This window comes from Agromyces intestinalis (assembly GCF_008365295.1).
Taxonomy (GTDB): domain Bacteria; phylum Actinomycetota; class Actinomycetes; order Actinomycetales; family Microbacteriaceae; genus Agromyces; species Agromyces intestinalis.
The window spans coordinates 924,047-943,268 of record NZ_CP043505.1 but is presented as its reverse complement, the minus strand read 5'-3'; the positions used below and the strand labels follow the sequence as shown (position 1 = coordinate 943,268).

13 protein-coding genes are annotated in these 19,222 nt (G+C 72.1%); 5 read left to right on the top strand and 8 right to left on the bottom strand.

All coding sequences use genetic code 11. The features are described from left to right. The first annotated feature begins 11 nt into the window (after nt 1-11). Both FLP10_RS04370 and FLP10_RS04365 read left to right on the top strand, forming a co-directional pair. Nucleotides 12-365 carry a GntR family transcriptional regulator gene (locus FLP10_RS04370; RefSeq protein WP_149159763.1) on the top strand — a complete coding sequence of 118 codons (354 nt, stop codon included), beginning with the start codon at nt 12-14 and terminating at the stop codon, nt 363-365. Then, complete coding sequence (locus FLP10_RS04365) at nt 362-1,492, top strand: DUF1648 domain-containing protein (protein WP_149159762.1); 1,131 nt, start codon at nt 362-364, stop codon at nt 1,490-1,492. Before FLP10_RS04370 ends, FLP10_RS04365 begins: the two co-directional genes overlap by 4 nt. A gap of 24 nt (nt 1,493-1,516) precedes the next feature. Here FLP10_RS04365 and FLP10_RS04360 read toward each other — a convergent pair whose 3' ends face one another. The 3 genes from FLP10_RS04360 to xylA all read right to left on the bottom strand — a co-directional run bounded on the left by FLP10_RS04360 (nt 1,517) and on the right by xylA (nt 5,699). Beyond that, entirely contained in the window at nt 1,517-2,800 is a 1,284-nt protein-coding gene (locus FLP10_RS04360; RefSeq protein ID WP_149159761.1) for an endo-1,4-beta-xylanase, read from the bottom strand. Between the two features lie 80 nt (nt 2,801-2,880). Next, nucleotides 2,881-4,323 carry a xylulokinase gene (gene xylB, locus FLP10_RS04355; RefSeq protein ID WP_149159760.1) on the bottom strand — a complete coding sequence of 481 codons (1,443 nt, stop codon included), beginning with the start codon at nt 4,321-4,323 and terminating at the stop codon, nt 2,881-2,883. Between the two features lie 182 nt (nt 4,324-4,505). Then, on the bottom strand, nt 4,506-5,699 hold the full coding sequence (xylA, locus tag FLP10_RS04350) for a xylose isomerase (protein WP_149159759.1): 1,194 nt from the start codon (nt 5,697-5,699) through the stop codon (nt 4,506-4,508). 125 nt (nt 5,700-5,824) lie between these two features. Between xylA and FLP10_RS04345 the strand changes: the two genes are divergently transcribed. Further along, the gene (locus tag FLP10_RS04345; protein ID WP_149159758.1) at nt 5,825-6,862 is read left to right on the top strand and encodes a LacI family DNA-binding transcriptional regulator; all 1,038 of its coding nucleotides are present in this window, start codon (nt 5,825-5,827) and stop codon (nt 6,860-6,862) included. 203 nt (nt 6,863-7,065) lie between these two features. On the opposite strand, the gene FLP10_RS04340 is transcribed toward FLP10_RS04345, so the two are convergent. From FLP10_RS04340 to FLP10_RS04320, 5 genes are all read right to left on the bottom strand, one after another. Then, nucleotides 7,066-10,740: an endo-1,4-beta-xylanase gene (locus FLP10_RS04340; protein ID WP_149159757.1), complete on the bottom strand. Its 3,675-nt coding sequence runs from the start codon at nt 10,738-10,740 to the stop codon at nt 7,066-7,068. A 191-nt stretch (nt 10,741-10,931) separates the two neighbouring features. Next, the gene (locus tag FLP10_RS04335) at nt 10,932-13,316 is read right to left on the bottom strand and encodes a beta-xylosidase/alpha-l-arabinosidase (RefSeq protein ID WP_210418472.1); all 2,385 of its coding nucleotides are present in this window, start codon (nt 13,314-13,316) and stop codon (nt 10,932-10,934) included. Beyond that, nucleotides 13,316-14,215 carry a carbohydrate ABC transporter permease gene (locus tag FLP10_RS04330; protein WP_149159755.1) on the bottom strand — a complete coding sequence of 300 codons (900 nt, stop codon included), beginning with the start codon at nt 14,213-14,215 and terminating at the stop codon, nt 13,316-13,318. Before FLP10_RS04330 ends, FLP10_RS04335 begins: the two co-directional genes overlap by 1 nt. Further along, complete coding sequence (locus FLP10_RS04325; protein ID WP_149159754.1) at nt 14,215-15,201, bottom strand: carbohydrate ABC transporter permease; 987 nt, start codon at nt 15,199-15,201, stop codon at nt 14,215-14,217. The genes FLP10_RS04330 and FLP10_RS04325 overlap by 1 nt, the downstream gene beginning before the upstream one ends. A gap of 1 nt (nt 15,202) precedes the next feature. After that, nucleotides 15,203-16,525: an extracellular solute-binding protein gene (locus FLP10_RS04320; protein WP_149159753.1), complete on the bottom strand. Its 1,323-nt coding sequence runs from the start codon at nt 16,523-16,525 to the stop codon at nt 15,203-15,205. A gap of 145 nt (nt 16,526-16,670) precedes the next feature. On the opposite strand from FLP10_RS04320, the gene FLP10_RS04315 reads away from it, so the two are divergent. Together FLP10_RS04315 and FLP10_RS04310 are read left to right on the top strand one after the other, a co-directional pair. After that, nucleotides 16,671-17,834: an ROK family transcriptional regulator gene (locus FLP10_RS04315; RefSeq protein ID WP_425457630.1), complete on the top strand. Its 1,164-nt coding sequence runs from the start codon at nt 16,671-16,673 to the stop codon at nt 17,832-17,834. 59 nt (nt 17,835-17,893) lie between these two features. Then, entirely contained in the window at nt 17,894-19,165 is a 1,272-nt protein-coding gene (locus tag FLP10_RS04310) for a multidrug effflux MFS transporter (protein WP_149159752.1), read from the top strand. Nucleotides 19,166-19,222 lie beyond the last annotated feature (57 nt).

The following is a 19,222-nucleotide window of genomic DNA, read 5'->3' as shown; positions in this document are numbered from 1 at the left end:
ATAATAAGCGGGTGATCATCCGCATCGATCCCGCGTCGTCGACGCCGATCTTCGAGCAGCTCGTGCGCGCCGTGCGCGCCGAGGTCCTCGCCGGTCGGCTCGCCGCCGGCGACCGGCTGCCGGCCGCCCGCGAACTCGCCGCATCGCTCGAGGTCAACGTGCACACCGTGCTGCACGCCTACCAGTCGCTGCGCGACGAGGGCTTCGTCGAACTCCGGCGCGGGCGCGGCGCGATCGTCACGGGCGCCGCCGCCGAACTGGCCGCGGTGCGCCGGCACGCCGTCGACCTCGTCGAGGCCGCCCGCGAGCGGGGCATCACCGCCGACGCCATCCTGGCACTCGTCCGAGAGGAGCTCTCCCGATGACCCGACGCCGCCCCGAGGCATCCGCAGCACCGCTTTCCGGCGCGTCCGCACCCGACGCGCCCGCGACCGACCGCGCTGCGCACGATCGCCGCGACCGCCGCGACCGCCGCATCGTGCTCGCCGTCGTGCTGTGGATTCCGCTCGCGATCATCGCCGCCGGCACCGGCATCCTCATCGCCTGGCTGCCGCGCACCCCCGATCCGCTCGTCACGCACTGGGGCGCCGACGGCGAAGCCGACGGCTGGATGCCGCCCGTCGCGAACCTGCTCACCTACCTCGGCATCTCGCTCGGCGTGCTGGCGATCATGGCGGTCTCGGCCTGGGTGTCGCGTCGACCGGCGACGCGCACCGCGGATGCCTCGCCGTCGCGCCCGGGCAGTGGCCCGAGCGCGGCCGGTGCCCCGAGCCCGGCCGCTGCGACGCGCCCGGCCGCCGTGTTCTCGCCCGGCGTGACGCTCGCGCTCGCCGTCGTCTTCGTGTCGCTCACCGGTCTGCAGCTCGACGGCGGAGTGCCCGACGGCTGGGAGGTGGCGGTCGTCGTCGTGATCGCGCTCGGGCTCGCAGTGCTCGCGGGCGTCGCGACGTGGATCGTGCTGCCGGCGCCCGAAGCGGGCGACGACGACGGCGAAGCCGTCGCGATCGCGCTGCGGGCGGCGATCCGCCTCGCGCCAGGAGAACGTGCCGTGTGGACGTCGGTGGTGCGGGCACCCTGGCCGGTAACGGCGCTCGCGGTGCTCGCCCTCGTGCTCGCCCTCGTGCCGGTCGTGCTGGCGCCGTCGGCGTGGCTGTTCTCGCTCGGAGCGGTGCTCGTGATCGGCGTACTGGCGACCACGACGGCCGCGCGCGTCGCGATCGACGGGTCGGGGCTCACCGTGCGCACCCTGCTCGGTCTGCCGATCGGGCGCGTGCGGCTCGCCGACGCGGTCGTCGCGCGCGCGGTCGACGTGCGCCCGGCGGAGTTCGGCGGATGGGGCTTCCGTTTCGACGCGCGCGGTCGACGCGGAGTGATCCTTCGCGGCGGCACCGCGATCGAGGTCGAGCGCCGCGGTGCGGGGCCGTTCGTCGTCACCGTGCCCGATGCGGAGACCGGCGCGGCGCTGCTGAACGGGTTGATCGCGCGCGGGTGACGAGTCGGGTCGGGCGAGGCGCCGTCAGGCTTCCGAACGGTTCGACAGCATGACGGATGCCTCGCCGGCCGTGCCGCGCGCGACGGTGAACGCACCAGCCGCAGCAGCCGGAGCATCCGGAGAATCCGAGGCATCCGCTGCGTCGCCGACCGCCCGCACCGTGTACTCGCCCGCGAAACCGCGCACGACCACCCGGCCGTCGGCATCGGTGCGCAGCGCCGTGTCGTGGAGCCACCATTCGCCGCGCACGAGCTCGTGCAAGCGTTCGTACGACGGCTTCGGCGAACCGTCGGCGCGCAGCAGCCCGATGGGCGCGTTCAGCCACGCGCCGCGATCGGTGATGCCCCAGTACGTGATCGCCTCGACGGCCGGATGCCCGACCAGGGCGCGATAGTGCCGCTCGAGCTCGTCGGCCTGGCGGGCTTCTCCCTCGGGCGTCGACGGCCACTCGTCGACCTGCCAGTCGTTGAGGTCGACGATGTGCGGCGGCATCAGGTCGCCCGAGACCAGCGAGGTCTCGGTGAAGTGCAGCGGCAGCCCGAACCGGGCGAACCGGTCGGCGATCTCGACGAGCTGCGCCTCACCGCGGAACCCCTGGTGCATGTGGGTCTGCAGACCGATCGCGTCGAGACGCACCCCCGCATCGAGCACCGCTTCGATGAGGCGCTCGTACCGGGGCGACAGGTCGAAGTCGTTCAGCAGCAGCCTGACCTCGGGGTTCGCGGCTCGCGCCTCGTCGACGGCGAGGCGCACCATCGGCACGCGGCCGCGCGCCTGGGCGAGCGGCGTGATCGCGTTGGGCTCGGCGTCGAACTCGGGCAGGATCACGACCTCGTTGATCGCATCCCAGGTGTCGATGAGCCTGGCGAAGTCGGCGACGTCGCGGCGGATGCGAGCGCGCAGGGTGCGCTCGACCTCGTCGACGGGCCGGCCGAGCAGCCAGGCCGGCGCGAGGGTGTGCCAGGCGAGCGGATGCCCCTTCACGGCGACGCCCCGGTCGCGGAACCACTCCGCGGTGCGACGCAGCTCGTCCGTGCGCGGACGACCCTCGACAGGCTCGAACTGCGCCCAGTAGAAGGGCAGCGTCGCGGTGTCGAACAGGTCGGTGAACCGCCGGCCGAGTTCCTCGTCGCCGGGGGCGCCGCGGCCGTTCGCGAGGTCGACCAGGTCGAACCCGATGTTGCCGAACGCGATCGTGTGCCGGGTCTGCGCGACCACGATGTCGGTGTCGGCGAGCGGAACGCCGTCGCGATCGAGCACGGTCAGCACGGTCTCGCCTCGACGGTGAGCGACGGGGTCGGTGGTCATGGGTCCTGCCTCGGGAGGGGGTCGTGGCCGACGACGAGCGCACCTGCGTCGCCGGCCACGAGTCGGTGGGCCGCCCCGGCTCAGCCGAGGGCGGGGATGGATGCCGCGGACGCCGCGTCGGCGACGCGGCCGGCGGCAGCGGCGTAGGCCGCGCGGATCTCGGGCCGCGTGTCGGGTTCGAGCTCGGCGGCGAGCTCGACGACCCAGCCGGGCCGCTCGCCGGTCAGCGCCCAGGCGGCCTGGCGGGCGGCGCCGTCGGCGACGTACTCGCCCGGCGCCGGAATCGCGACGGGCGCGTCGAAGACCTGCGCGGCGATCGCGCGCACGGCGGGGTTCTGCGCGGCACCGCCGATGAGCAGCACCCGGCGGGCCTCGACGCCCTGGCCGCGCACCGCGTCGAGCCCGTCGGCGAGCCCGCAGAGCAGGCCCTCGACGGCGGCGCGGGCGAGGTTCGGGCGCGTCGTCGACCCGAGGGTCATGCCGTGCAGCGAGGCGGTCGCGTCGGGCAGGTTCGGCGTGCGCTCGCCCTCGAAGTAGGGCACGAGCACCAGGCCGGATGCCCCGGGCTCGGCCTCGAGCGCCAGTCGGCCGAGCTCGGCGTGGTCGACGCCCAGCAGCCCCGCGGTCGAGTCGAGCACGCGCGCCGCGTTCAGCGTGGCGATGAGCGGCAGCCAGTTGCCGCTCGCGTCGGCGAAGCCGGCGACGGTGCCCGACGCGTCGGCCACGGGCTGCTCGGTCACCGCGAACACGGTGCCGGAGGTGCCGATCGACACCACGACATCGCCGGGCTGCGCGTCGAGGCCGAGTGCAGCGCCCGCGTTGTCGCCCGCGCCGGGGCCGACGACGACGCCGGCCACGGTCTCGCCGACCCGGTCGGCCGGGCCGACCACGCGGGGCAGCACGGCGTCGTGGCCCAGTGCGCGCTCGAGGAGGTCGCGGTCGTACCCGTCGGCGCCCCAGTACGCGGTGCCCGAGGCATCCGATCGGTCGGTGGCGAGCTCGTCGAGCACCGGCCCGAGCGGAGCATCCGCCTCGCCGGCCGGGCCGAACCCGCGCAGCCGCCAGGTGAGCCAGTCGTGGGGGAGCGCGACCGCGGCGACCCGCGCCGCGGCCTCGGGCTCGGCGTCGCGCAGCCAGCGCAACTTCGTCGCGGTGAAGGATGCCACGGGCACGACGCCGGTGCGCTCGGCGTACGCGTCGGCGCCGACCTCGTCGATCAGATCGCGCGCGGCGCCGGCCGAGCGGGTGTCGTTCCAGAGCAGCGCGGGGCGGATGACCCGGCCCTCGGCGTCGAGCACGACCATGCCGTGCTGCTGGCCCGCGATCGAGATCGCGGCGACGTCGTCGAGGCCGCCCGCCGCCGCGATGGCCTGCTGGAGGGCCGACCACCACGCCTGGGGGTCGACCTCGGTGCCGTCGGGGTGCGAGGCGCGGCCCGAGCGCACGAGGGCGCCGGTCGCGGCATCCCGGATCACGACCTTGCACGATTGGGTCGACGAGTCGACTCCGGCGACGAGCGTCATTGCGGTTCCTTCGGTGTGTCCCACCCCGCCCCGCCGCCCCGCCGGCCCTCATCGCCGAGCGTTTCCGCTCCCGCCGAGGGTGTCCGTTGCAACGGACACCAGGCGTTCGAGCGGAAACACTCGGCGATGGTGGGTGGATGAGGGGGGTGCGGGGTGCGGGGGTAAGGGGTGCGGGTGGTGGGTCAGTCGCGAGCGCCGAGCAGGTGCTCGGTGGCCAGCTGCTGCAGGCGCACGAAGCCGAAGCCCTTGCCGCCGAGGTACGCGTTCGCGTCGAAGTCCTCGAACGCCGAGCGATCGGCCGCGAGCGACTCCCAGGTCTCGCCCTCGTTCAGGGTCGGCGTAGCGATCTCGTCGACCTTCGCGGCGGCGAGCGCCTCCTGCACCTCGGGGTCGGCGCGGAACGCCGCGGCCCGCTCCTTCAGCAGCAGGTAGGTGCGCATGTTGGCCTTGGCCGACTCCCAGACGCCGTTCTCGTCCTCGGTGCGGCTCGGCTTGTAGTCGAAGTGACGGGGGCCGTCGTAGGCGGGCACTCCGCCGGGGCCGCCGTTCTCGAGCAGGTCGACGAGCGCGAACGCGTTGTGCAGGTCGCCGTGGCCGAACACGAGGTCCTGGTCGTACTTGATGCCGCGCTGGCCGTTCAGGTCGATGTGGAACAGCTTGCCGTGGTACAGCGCCTGGGCGATGCCGGCGGCGAAGTTGAGGCCCGCCATCTGCTCGTGGCCGACCTCGGGGTTGAGGCCGACGAGCTCGGGGTGCTCGAGCGAGTCGATGAAGGCGATCGCGTGGCCGAGGGTCGGCAGCAGGATGTCGCCGCGGGGCTCGTTCGGCTTCGGCTCGATCGCGAAGCGGATGTCCCAGCCCTGGTCGATCACGTGCTGGCCGAGGAAGTTGACCGCCTCGCGGTAGCGCTCGAGGGCACCGCGGATGTCTTTGGCGGAGTCGTACTCGGCGCCCTCGCGGCCGCCCCACATGACGAAGGTCTTCGCGCCGAGCTCGACGCCGAGCTCGAGCTGGCGCATCACCTTGCGCATCGCGAAGCGACGCACGTCGCGGTCGTTCGAGGTGAAGCCGCCGTCCTTGAAGACGGGGGCCGAGAACAGGTTCGTGGTGACCATCGGCACGATGAGGCCGGTGTCGGCGAGGGCCTGCTTGAGGCGGTCGATCTGCGTCTGACGCTCGGCGTCGGTCGAGCCGAACGCGAACAGGTCGTCGTCGTGGAACGTCAGGCCGTAGGCGCCGAGGTCGGCGAGCTTCTCGACCACGTGCACGACGTCGAGCGCGTTGCGGGTGGGGCCGCCGAAGGGGTCGGTGCCGTTGTAGCCGACGGTCCAGAGGCCGAAGGAGAATTTGTCGTCGCGGGTGGGCGCGCTGGCCATTGGTGATCCGCCTTTCAGCGTCGTCGATGATTTGTTGGCGAGACCAACATAACCGGCGGGGGCTTGCGATGCAAGCCGGGATCGCCGCGGCGAGGGCCGCAAGTTTCGCCACTAGGATTCGAAACATGAAATCGGATGTCGCGAGCGAGCGTGTGACGCTCGCCGATGTCGCCGACGAGGCCGGAGTCTCGTTGTCGACGATCTCGAAGGTGCTGAACGGTCGAGCCGACGTCGCCCCCGCGACCCGGGAGCGCGTCGAGCAGGTGCTCGCCGAGCGCGGTTACCAGCGCCGAGGCGGCGGGCGCAGCGAGACCCGGGCCGAGCTCATCGAGATCGTCTTCCACGAGCTCGACCGCATCTGGTCGATGGAACTCATCGACGGTGTCGAGTCGGTCGCGAAGGAGCACGGGCTGAGCGTCGTGCTCACCGTGAGCGGAAGCCGGCACTCGCCCGACGCCGACTGGGTCGAAGGGGTCATGCGCCGACGCCCCGTCGGGGTCGTGCTCGTCTTCAGCGACCTCGCGCCCGAGTACCGCGAGCAGCTCCGCGCCCGCGCCATCCCGTTCGTGATCGTCGATCCCGCGGGCGATCCGTCGCCCGATGCGCCGAGCGTCGGCTCGGCGAACTGGTCGGGGGGCCTGGCCGCGACACGGCACCTCATCGAACTCGGCCACCGGCGCATCGCCGCGATCACCGGACCCGAGGACATGATGTGCTCGCTCGCCCGGGTCGACGGATACCGGTCGGCGATGAACTCGGCCGGGCTGTCGATCGACCCCGCCTGGATCCGATTCGGCGACTTCCACGTGACGGGCGGGCGCGACCACGCGCGTGAGTTGCTCGCCGGCACCGACCGCCCCACCGCGGTGTTCGCCGGCAGCGACATGCAGGCACTCGGCGTGCTCGAGGTGGCCCGTGAGCTCGGCCTGCGGGTGCCCGAGGACCTGTCGGTCGTCGGCTACGACGACATCCCGCTCGCCCGCTGGCTCACGCCGCGGCTCACGACGGTGCACCAGCCGCTGCGGCGTATGGGGGAGGAGGCCGCGCGGCTGGCGATCCGGCTCGCGGACGCGCCCATCGGCGTCGCCGCGCCGACCCCCCGCATGGACCTCGCGACGAGTCTCGTCATCCGCGAGAGCACGGCGGCGCCGGCCGACGCCTGATCCTGCCGCTGCGCCAGTTCGGCGCGCTCCGCGCCACCCGAGGTGGCGCAGAAGGCGCGGACGTGGCGCGACGGAGGACGAGCGGGGTCGTGCGGAGCCGAGCGGGGCCGTGCCGAGCGGGGCCGTGCCGAGCCGCGGCACGCGAATGGGCCCCATCTCCCGCCGTGGCGGGGATGGGGCCCATCCGTTGCAGTCCGAACCGATCAGGCGGTGCGGCGTCGGCGCACGATGACGAGTGCGCCCAGCGCGACGAGCACGAGGCCCGCCAGCGCCCAGGGTTCGAACTGCGCCCCGGTCTCGGCGAGGTCGCCCCCGCCGCCGGAACCGCCCGCGCCGGCGGAGCCGGCGGTGCCGTCGGACGGCTCGTCCCCGGGGTCCGCGACCGGGTCGGCCGCGGTCACCTCGAGCGGCGCACTCGCGAGCGTCGCATCGTCGACCAGCGCCGCCAGCTCGTACGAGCCCGGTGCGGTCGACGCCGGGATCGTCGCAACCAGGTGCGCCGAGCCCGAGCCGTCGGTCGTGACGGTTGCGAGGTCGACCGGCGCGGCGAGCAGGGCCGCGAGGGGCGAGATCGCCCGCACGGGTGCCGCCAGCAGCGTCGCGAACGCCGCCGGCTGCGGGTCCTGCAGGCGCAGCGTCACCTCGGCACCCGGAGCGAACCCGCTGAGGTCGAGCTCGATCTGCCCGCCCGCTGCGACGCTCGCCGCGCTGAGCCGCACGACCGGCGCGTCGGGCTCACCCGGTTCCCCGGGCTCACCCGGTTCGCCGGGCTCGCCGGGCTCGCTCGACGCCGCCGCGAAGCGACCGACGCCCCAGCGTGCCGTCGACTGGTAGCCGGCGCCCGTCGGGTCGGCCCAGTTGCGGATCGCCGTGCGCTGCCCGTTCGACGCGTCGTTGACCTGGAAGTCCAGGCCGTGCACGGTGTCGGCGCCCGAGTAGTCGCCGAGCAGCACCGAGGCCTCGACGACGTACCCGCCGTCGACGATCGCGGTCTCCGACGTCACGCGCGCCCGCTGGAACGCCTCGTCGCCGGTGCCGAACGACACCGCGTTCTCGGCGCTGATGCGGATCTGGGTGTCGTCGTACCGGTACGAGCCGTTCTTCGCGTTGCCCGGGTCGACGTAGATCTCGACCGAGTCCTGCACCCACGGGTCGCTGCCCGTGACGTCCACGATCGGGTCGGCGACCTCGGCGAGCACGTAGAGCGTATCGCCCCGCCACAGCGTGCGGACCGTCGCGATCGCGCCGTCGGTGCCCTGCACCTGCTTCTCGGTCGTGACGGCGTTCGCGTCGGCCCACACCGGGTCGACCACAGCGTCGATCGACGGTGCGGATTCGGCCTCGGCCACCTCGAGGTACGAGACCGGTTCGACGAGCGTGAGGGTGCCGAGCTCGCCGGGCGCGTTCCACGCGACGGAACCGAAGCCACCCGCCGCAGCGTCGGTCACCCGCACGTCGAGGCCGAGCGTGTCGCCTGCGGCGGCCGCGTCGAGCGGCAGGTGCACGACCAGGTCGTAGCCGCCGGCCCGCTCGGTCGCCACCGCGTCGACGTCGCCCGAGCCATCGCGTGCCACCGCGTACGAGGCATCGCCCACCGTGAACGACACGCCGTCCGAGGCATCCGTCGACGCGTCGTCGACCGAGACGAAGACCGACAGGTGGTCGGCCTCCCAACGCACCCCGAATCGGGCCGAGCCCTCGATCGCGATGAGCGGCAGCTTCGCCCACTCGGGTGACGCGGTCGCCGCCGCGTCGAGCGGCACGTCGCCCTGGAACACGTTCGCGGTGCGCAGCGGCGCCGGCAGCGGCCCGTCGACCACCCCGAAGTAGGCGGGCTTCGCCTTCAGCGCGTCGTCGAACAGCAGCGGAGCGCCCGAACCCGATCGCCAACTGCGGCCATCGGTGAGTCCCCACATGGTGACCGTGAACAGCTCGTCGGTGCGCGCCCGGAACGCCCGGAACGCATCGCGGAAGTAGTATCCCTGGTCGATGAGCTTCGCCTGGGTCACCGGGGTTCCCGTGGTCACGTCGAACTCGGTCACCGCCTGCGTCACGGGCAGGTCCTGGAACGCGTCGATCGCACCCGCCAATGCCGACACCGGCATCGCGAGGCTGACGTGGAACTGGTGACCCACGCCGTCGACCGGCACGCCGCGCTCCAGCAGCCGCGACACCAGTGCGTGGTAGCGCACCTGCTTGCCGCCCTGCTCGGTGTTGTAGTCGTTGATGAACAGCGTGACCGGGTGCGATGCCCCGTCGGCCGCGAACTCGTCGTTGAACGCCTCGTCGGCGTACTCGAACGCGAGATCGAGGTAGTCCTCGCCGAGGATTCGGTACCACTCGCTTCGGCGCAGCCCGTCGGCGTACTCACCGCCGTCCGAGACCACCTCGTTCACCACGTCGATCGCCGCGAGCGGGTTGGTCTCGCTGCCGAACGGCCCGTACTTGCCGGCCAGGTACCCGGCGACGTCGAAGATGTGCGCGCGCAGTCGATCGCGCAGCACCGCCTTGCCGGCGTCGTCGGCCGCGAGCGGCTGCCCCGAGGCATCCTGGAAGAACCAGGCCGGCGTCTGGCTGTGCCAGACCAGGACATGCCCGTAGACCTTGAGGTCGTTGGCCTGCGCGAAGTCCATGAGCGCGTCGGACTCGGCGTTCGTCGTCACGAACTCGCGCGAGGCGTTGTACCAGGCCTCGGGCTTCATGAAGTTCTCGGGCGTCACGCGGTCGAAGTGCTTCAGCACCAGTTCGGATGCCGCGCCCCGCGTCTCGCGGGAGTCGATCGCGACGCCGACGGGGAAGTCGACGGTGTCCTTGATCGGTGTGAGGTCCTCGATGGTCGGTTCGCCGGGGGCGACGAGGGTGATGTCGTCGACGAGCAGGTCGCTCGTGTTGCCGGTGGCACCGTTCTGGTACCGCGTCTCGAAGTACAGCAGCGAAGCATCCGCCGCCGAACCCGGGAACCGCGCGGTGACCTGCGTCCAGCCCGTGTTCGAGATGCCGTCGAACTGCGCGAGCGTCGAGTACGTCGTCGCACCGTCGACGGTGTTCGCGCGGCTCAGCCACACGTCGTCGACAGGCTGGCCGTCGGCGAAACGCACCCACGCGCTCAGCTCGTACGTCACGGCCGGATCGAGCAGGCCGGTCACGTCGTGCCCGAGGCCGTCGCCCTGGCTGGCGCGTGCGGTGACCACGGCCGCCTGGTCGCTCTCGTGCCCGGGGGCGGCGAGCTGCACCAGAGCCGGCGTCGAACCGCTGCCGCTGCGCAGGCCCCAGCCGTCGAGGCCCGCCTCGAAGTCGGTGGCGAGCACGGTGGTACCCGGCCCCTCGGGGGCGCCGTCGGTGGTGATGGCGATGTCGTCGACGAGGTAGCTGTACGGCGCGGCGGGCGCGAGGTTCGCCGTGCCGATGTAGAGCTGCAGCGTGGCGGGGTCGGCGTCCGCAGGGACCGCGAAGGTGTCGTGCACGGTCGTCCACGCGCCCGCGCTCATCGTGGTGTCGCCGATCCAGGTGTAGTTCGGCTTCATCACGAAGCGAACGCCCGTGGATCCTGCGACGCCGTCGGCGAGTCGTACTCGCATCGAGAGGTCGTAGGTCTTGCCGGGCTCGAACAGCCCGAGCGGGCTCTGGATGCCCTCGTAGTCGGCCGCGCGGTCGTTCACGCGCAGCACCTTGCCTCCGTCGGGGCCGTCGATGACCTCGAGCAGGCCTGCGCCGCCGCCGGACTGGGTCCAGCCGCCGGTCGTCCCGTCTTCGAAATCGACCGCGTTCACGGTCGTGGGTGCCGCGCCGGCCGGCGCGACTCCGATCAGGGCGCCTGCGCCCGCGACCGCCGCGGCGGTGGCGAGCCCGAGTGCCCGTCGTATCGTGCGTCGTTGCATGATGGTGCGCTCCTTCGCGCGTGAAGCGGGCGTCGGGGGTCGACGCCCTGGATCCGGTGCGTGGTGGTGCGGTGCGCTGCGGTCGGGACCGCCGGGTGGGGCTGCGCTGCTCCTTTCGTGGGGTGGTGCGGGGAGGGGTACCGGCCGACGGCTGGGGGATGGGGGAGTGCCGTCGGCCGGTCGTCGGGGGGTCAGGCCGTCACGGATGCCTCGAGCGTCAGTCGTTCGACGGTGACCTCGGGATGCAGGCGGCGGGTGTGGTCGACCCGCCGCACCGCGCCCGTGAGCTCGACCCGGTGGCTGCCGACCAGGTCGGCGCTCGAGCGGCCCAGGCCGAGCACGAGCTCGCCCGGCTCGACGATGCGCTCGCCGTCGCGCGACGTGAACGACGCGAGGTCGGCCGGCACGACGAACCGCACATCGGCCGCCTCGCCGGGTGCGAGCTCGACGCGGGCGAAGCCGATGAGCCGCTGCACGGGCCGCACGATGCTCGCGACGGGGTCGTGCAGGTACAGCTGCACGACCTCGGCGCCGGTGCGGTCGCCCGCGTTCGCGATCCGCACCTGCACGGCGACCTCGCCGTCGGTCGGGACCGCGGAGGCGTCGCCCGACACGTCGCCCCACTCGAAGCTCGTGTAGGTGAGGCCGTGGCCGAACGGGTAGCGGGCGGTCGGGTCGATGCTCGACACGCCGTTGCGCTGCGCGAGCGGCGACGCGAGATACGTCGACGGGTGCACGCCCGCCGACGCCGGCACCGACACGGGCAGTCGCCCGCTGGGCGAGACACGTCCGCTCAGGATGCCCGCGAGGGCGCGCGTGCCCTCCTCGCCGGCGAAGAAGGCCTCGAGGATGCCTGCGGCGCGCTCGGGCGCGGTGCCGAGCGTGTACGGGCGCCCCGCCAGCAGCGTCACGACGGTCGGCGTGCCCGCGTCGAGCACCGCCTCGAGCAGCGCGCCCTGGGCTCCGGGCAGCGCGAGCGACTCGGCGTCGCACCCCTCACCGCTCGTGCCTCGGCCGAACAGACCGGCGCGGTCGCCCAGGGCGAGCACCACGACATCGGCTTCGGATGCCGCGGCCACCGCCTCGGCGAACCCGTCGGTCTCGCCGCCGTCGACGGAGGTGCCGTGCACGTGGCTGATCGAGGCATCCGGGAACTCGGCCCGCAGCGACTCGACCAGCGTCGGCAGGGCGATGCCGTCGCCCGACTCGGGGTGGTGCACGCCGACGTGCGCCGGGAACGAGTAGCAGCCGAGCACCGCGAACCGGTCGTCGGCGTTGGGGCCGATGACCGCGATCCGCGCGGGCGCGGTGCGCCCCGGGCCGGTCAGGGGAAGCGTGCCGTCGTTGTGCAGCAGCACGATCGCCCGCTCGGCGATCTCGGCCGCCAGCGCCCGGTTGGCGGGCGGATCGAGGTCGATGGTGCCGCGCACCGCGTCGATGTCGTCGGCGAGATCGCGCAGCGCCGGGGGCGTGGCGTCCCAGTCGGCGTCGAGCAGTCCGAGCTCGAGCTTCTGCGCGAGCACCCGGCGCAGCGCCCGGTCGATCACCGCGACGTCGAGGCGTCCGTCGGCGACGGCCTCGACGAGCGGCGCGCCGAAGGCGTGCACGGTCGGCAGTTCGACGTCGATGCCGGCCTCGAGCGCGGCCGCCGCGGCATCGGCGAGCGACCCCGCCGTGCCGTGCAGGGTCTGCAGGAACGCGATTGCGAAGTAATCGGCGACCACGGTGCCCTCGAAGCCCCAGACGCCGCGGAGCAGGTCGGTCAGCAGCGCGGCGTCGGCGGCCGTCGGCACACCGTCGATGTCGGTGTACGCGTTCATCACCGAGCGGGGGCGTCCCTCGCGCAGCACCATCTCGAACGGGGGCAGCAGCACGTCGGCGAGCTCGCGCGGGCCGACCGAGACCGGCGCCAGGTTGCGGCCGGCCTTCGACGCGGAGTACCCCACGAAGTGCTTGAGCGTCGCGACGATGCCGGCCGACTCGAGCCCGCGCACGTAGGCGGCGCCCACGGTGCCGATGAGGTACGGGTCTTCGCCCATGGTCTCCTCGACCCGGCCCCAGCGGGCGTCGCGCACGACGTCGAGCACCGGGGCGAGTCCCTGGTGGACGCCGACGCGTCGCAGGTCGTCGCCGATTCGGCGTGACATCCGCTCGATGAGCCCCGGATCGAAGGTCGCCCCCCAGCTCAACGGAACCGGATACGCGGTCGCACCCCATGCGGCGAAGCCCGCGAGGCACTCCTCATGGGCGAGCGCGGGAATGCCGAATCGGCTCTCGGCGACGATGCGCCGCTGCGTGCGGGCGAGCGACAGCGCGCCGACGCCCGGATCGACCGGTGCGGTGCCGAACGGCCGGGTGAGCTGGCCGAGGCCCTTCGGCACCAGTGCGTCGAGGTCGATGTCGCCGATCATCTCGTGCTGGTTCGGGGCGACGTCGCCGCCGTCCGCCGACGCGCCGACCCAGACGCCGTAGAGCTGGGCGATCTTCTCGTCGAGGGTCAGCGCCGCGACGAGCGACTCGACCCGCTCGGCGGCGGGCAGCGATGCATCCTGCCAGGGGCGGGGGTGGTCCATCATCATCCCTTCACCGCTCCCTGGAGTCCGCCGACGATGCGCTTCTCAGCCAGCGTGAAGAACAGGATCGCGGGGAGCATCGCGAGCGCCGTATACGAGAGCACGCCGGTGGTGTCCTGTCCGTTGGCGGTCGAGAAGAACTGCACGCCGAGTGGCAGCGTGTAGCTGTCGGATCCCGCGCCGCCCGCCTGCAGCACGAAGAGCGGCAGGAGGTAGGCGTTCCAGCTGCCCACGAACGCGAGCACGCCGACGGTCATGAGGGCGGGCATCGAGAGCGGCACCATGATGCGCCAGAAGAACCCGATGCGGCTCGTGCCGTCGACCATGGCCGCGTCCTCGAGCTCGCCGGGGATGGCGCGCAGGAAGGGAACGAGGATGATGATCGTCGTCGGAAGTGCGAACGCCACCTGGGGGATGATGAGGCCCCACCAGCTGCCGAACAGGTTCAGCTGTCGCAGCAGCACCGTGAGCGGAAGGATCGAGATCGTGAGCGGGAACAGCAGCCCCGTCGTGAACATGGCATACAGGAGCTGGCGACCCTTGAAGTCGTACCGCGCGATCACGAACGCGGCCATGACGCCGAACAGCATGACGCCGAGGGTCGTGCCGAGCGCCGTCACGGTGCTCGCGAACACCTGGTTCCAGAACGTGGGGTTGCTGAGGACCCGCAGGTAGTTGTCGGCCGTCCACGGGTCGGGCATGCCCGCCGGGTTCGTGAAGAAGTCGGGGTTCGTGCGGAAGCCCGAGATGAAGACGTAGAGCACGGGCCCCACGGCGATGGCCGCGACGGCCAGGGCGACGACGTAGACGATCGGCTGGCCCCAGTCGAAGCCCTCGCCGGCGCGGCGCCGCGGCACGGCCGTCTTGGCTCCGCGGGTGGTGATGGCGGTCGTGGCGGTCATCAGCGCACCCCTCCGGTGATGGCGCCAGCGAGATCGCGGCGCAGCGCGAAGCGCTGGTACACGAGGGCGATGACGAGCGAGATGAGGAACAGGACGACGGCGACGGCACTGCCGAAGCCGATCTGGCTGACGTTGAGGCCGTTCTTGACCATGTAGACCGCCATCGTGGACGAGGCGTTGAGTGGCCCGCCTCCGGTCACGATCCAGACCATGTCGAAGAGCTGCAACGCGCCGATGATCGACAGGAACGCCCAGATGCGGATGGTGGGCCCGAGCAGCGGCACCGTGATGTACCACTGCGTCTTCCACCAGCCGGCGCCGTCGAGGGCCGCAGCCTCGTAGAGCTCCTCGGGCACGCCAGAGAGGCCGGCGAGCATGAGGATGATCGCGAGACCGAGGTACTTCCACGTGAGGATGCCGAACATCGTCCACATCACGACGTCCTGATCGGCCAGCCACGCCGGCGGATTCTCGATGCCGATGGACCGCAGCAGCGTGTCGAACGGACCCCAGCGGTTGGGCGGAACCGACTGCAGCAGGATCTGCCACGCCAGGCCCGCGGTGACCTCGCTGAGGACGTACGGAACGAAGATGAGCGCGCGCAGCAGCCCGCGGAAGCGCAGGGGCCGGTTCATGAGCAGCGCGACGAGGATCGCGAGGGGCCCCTGGATGAGCAGGGACATCACGATGATGAAGAAGTTGTTGAACACCGAGCGGTGGAACACGGGGTCCGCGAGCAGCCGGGTGTAGTTGTCGAGCCCGATGAAGCGGTCGAGGGGGCCCAGGCCGTTCCAGTTGAAGAAGCTGTAGAACGCCGCCAGGAGGACGGGGAGGAGGACGAAGATCAGGTAGACCAGCACGGCGGGACCGGCGAAGAGCGAGATCTCGCCCCACTTGCGCGTCGTGCGCCGTGCGGAGTGCTTCGTGTTGCGTGAGGGGGCCGGGCCCGCGGTCACCGCGGGCCCGGCCGTGTCGAGAGCGGTCATGCTAGAGCGTGGCCGCCGCTGCGTTCATCGCTTCGGGGACCGACTCGGGCGTTCCGTCGCCGAACATGAGGTTCACGATGGCGTCGTTCATCGCCTGACCGATCACCGGACCGTACTGGGTGTCCAGCCAGGTCACGACGAGCGAGGCGTTGACGGTACCCTCGGCGATCTGCTTGAGCACCGGGTCGGTGATGCCGGCTTCGGCACCCGCGACCGTCGGGATCTCACCGAGCGCTGCGAAGCGGGTCTGCACGTCTTCGCTCATGACGTACTCGAGCAGTTCGAGCGTCTCGTCGGGGGCGTCGACGTAGACGCCCCAAGCGTCGCCCGAGCCGAGTGCGGCGCCGGGTGCGCCCGAAGCGCCCTCGATGTCGGGAACGGGCATCCACGAGAGCCACTCGGGCGCCGGCGGGTTGTCGGCCGGTGCGCCGGGAACCAGCTTCGCGACCTCACCGCGGTGCCAGGTGCCCATGAGCTCCATGGCCGTGGTCTGCGACGCGAGCAGGCCCGCCGAGCTGTTCGGCACGCTCTGCGCCGGGGTGCTGGTCGGGTTCGACTGGAAGGGCAGGTCGCCGTCGAACTCGTCCATCCACGCCTTCAGGTTCTCGCCGGCCTCGACGAAGCACGGGTCGTCGAACTCGAGGGTGTCGGCTGCCTTGGTGAGGGATTCGGGCGAGCAGGTCTTGATGGCGAACTGGTACCACCAGTGGGCCGCCGGCCAGCCGTCGCCGGCACCGACGCCGACCGGGGAGACGCCCGAGGCGGCGAGCTTGTTGATGGCGTCGCTGTACTCGCTGAACGTGGCAGGGATCTCGGTGATGCCCGCCTGCTCGAACAGATCGGCGTTGTACCAGATGCCCTCGATGCCGTAGCGGAAGGGGATGCCGTACTGCTTGCCGTCGACGTTCCAGCCGGTGCCCGCGCCGCCGACGCTCTCGACGACGTCGGTGAGGCTGCTCAGGTCCTTGAGGTAGCCCGCCTCGACCTGCGCCTTGATCTCGCCCTCGGCCCAGACCATGAAGAGGTCGGGTGCGGCGTCGCCGCCCGCCTGCAGGGCGTTCGGGATGAGGGTGCGCTGGAGGTCTTCGCTCTGGAATGCCTCGACCTCGACGTTGACGCCGGGGTGCTCGGCCTCGAACTCGCCCGCGACGTCCTCCCAGAAGGAGTTCAGCGGCTCGCCGGTGCCGTTGTGCCACCAGGTGATGGTGGTGGTGTCGCCGGAGCCGTCTGCGCCGTCGCCCGCGGGCGCGCAGCCCGCGAGCGCGAGCGCCGCGAGTCCGGCGGTCGCCCCCAGTGCGACGAGCTTGGTGCTGCGTCTGTTCATCTTTGAACCTCTCGAAATTTTCGGCTGATGTACCGAAAGTGATCTGGACGCCTCGAATATACGTCGAGGCCGGATATCGAGTCAAGCGCAACAAATTCGGCGTGTCCGGTATCGGCGTCCTCGCCGGGCTGCCTAGAGTGTGGGAGTGATCGAACGGAGCGGCACCTTCGACGGCGTGCACCGTCGAAACCTCTCGAAACTCCTCACGCTCGTGCACCTCGAGGGGCCGCTCTCACGCGCCCGTCTCACCGCGGTGACGCGCCTCAATCGGTCGACCGTCGCGGCGCTCGCCGCCGAACTCGTCGATCTCGGGCTCGCGGTCGAACGCGCCCCCGACCCGACGAATCGCGTCGGCCGGCCGTCGCCGGTCGTCGCGCCCTCTCCAGACGTCGTCGCGATCGCGGTGAACCCCGAGCTCGACGCGGTCACCATCGCCGCGGTCGGGCTCGACGGCCGCATCCCCGTGCGCGAGCGGGTGGAGGTCGATCACATCGTCACGCCGGCCGAGACAGCCGCCCTCGTGGCCGGAGTGATCGCGCGGTGGCGTTCGTCCGAACTCGCGGGCTCGCGGCTCATCGCAGTCGGCCTCGCGGTTCCCGGGCTCGTGCGCGCCGACGACGGGCTGGTGCGCTTCGCGCCGCACCTCGACTGGCGCGACGTGCCGCTGCCGGCGCTCGTCGAAGGTGAGACGGGGCTGCCCGCGGTGGTCGGCAACGACGCCACGTTCGGCGTGACCGCCGAGCACCTGTTCGGCGCCGGGCGTGGCGTCGACCACATCGTGTATCTGAACGGCGGCGCCAGCGGCATCGGCGGCGGGCTGATCGTGCACGGACTGCCGGTGGGCGGCGCGGGCGGCTACGCGGGGGAGTTCGGCTGGAACCGTCCCGGCATCGCCGATCCCGACGACCGCACCGCGCCGGCCGGCGTGCTCGAGGCCGAGGTGAGCCGCGCGCGACTGCTCGCGGTCGCCGGGCTCGCGCACGCCGACGAGCCGACCCTGGCCGCCGCGCTCACGGCGAGCGACGACGTCGAGGTCGCCGCCGAGTTGGCGCGCCAGCGGCGCATCCTGTCCACCGCCCTCGCCAACGCGGTGAACGTGCTGAATCCGTCGCTCGTCATCCTCGGCGGGTTCCTCGCCACCGTCGCCGCGAGCGACCCCGACGCCCTGCACGACGCGGTCGTCGCGCAGGCGATGCCGGCCGCCGCAGAAGGGCTCGAGATCCGCGTCGCGGCGCTCGGCGAGGACCGCCTGCTCATCGGCGCGGCCGAAGCGGCGTTCGCCGACCTGCTGCGCGACCCGATCCGCTAGACTCGGTCGGCCGACCGATTCGAATCGATTCGAGGCCGCCCGCCACGCCCCAGGAACCCATGTCGACCGCATCCATTCCGATCATCCGCCCCGACGACCTGCGCGCACACGCACACCCGGGCGACCTGCTCTCGCCGCGGCGCCGACTCGTCTACGTGCTCGTGCTCGGCGCGCTCACCGCCCTCGGGCCATTCACCGTCGACCTGTACCTGCCGGCGTTCCCGGTGCTGCAGGACGAGTTCGGGGTCGGGCCGGCTGCTGTGCAGATCACCCTCACCGGCACCATGGTCGGATTCGGCTTCGGGCAGCTCATCGTCGGGCCGTGGAGCGACAAGGTCGGTCGTCGCCTGCCGCTGCTGCTGGCGACCGGCCTGCACATCGCCGCCTCGATCGCCGCGGCGCTCGCGCCCGACATCGTGTGGCTGAGCGTGTTCAGGCTGCTGCAGGGATTCGGCGCTGCGGCGGGCGGCGTGGTCGCGATGGCGATGGTGCGCGACCTGTTCGGCGGCAAGCCGCTCGTGAAAATGCTCTCGCGGCTCGCCCTCGTGAACGGCCTCGCGCCGGTGCTCGCGCCCGTGATCGGGTCGCAGTTGCTCGCGGTCATGGACTGGCGCGGTGTCTTCTGGGTGCTCGCGTGCTACGGCCTGTTCGTGGTGCTGGCGGTCGGGTTCTCGATCCGCGAGACGCTGCCCGCCGAGCGCCGGCACGTGGCGGGGCACTCGACGGTGCGCCAGCGCTACGGCGTGCTCTTCCGCGACCGGGTCTATCTCGGCGCCGCGATCGCGGGCGGCATGACCTTCACCGGCCTGTTCGGCTACCTCTCGACGTCGTCGTTCCTCTTCCAGGAGGTGTACGCCTTCACGCCGCAGCAGTACGGCCTGCTGTTCGGCGTCAACTCGGTCGGCATCATCATCGGCGTGCAGACGAGCTCTCGGCTCATGCGCGGCCGGGTCGGACCCCAGTGGATCCTGGCGGTCACGACGATCGTGCACCTCGCGATGGCGCTCACGATCATGGCGCTCGACACGGCGGGCGTCGGGTTCTGGGGCACCGCCGTGCCGCTGTTCGTCTACATCACGGCGTGCGGGTTCTCGTTCCCGGCGGTGCAGATCCTCGCGCTCGCGAACCACGGCGCCGAGGCCGGCACCGCCGCCTCGCTGCTCGGTGCGCTGAACTTCGGGCTCGCCGGGCTCATCTCGCCGTTCATCGGCATGCTCGGGGTGGGCAGCGCGGTGCCGATGGCGTTCGTGCAGGTGCTCGCCAGCCTGGTCGCGATCACCGCGCTGTGGACGCTCGTGCGGCCGCGTACGGTTCCCCCGCTCGCGGACTGAGTCGACTGAGTCGACTGCATCGACCGGGCCGACCGGGCCGACTGCATCGACCGGGTC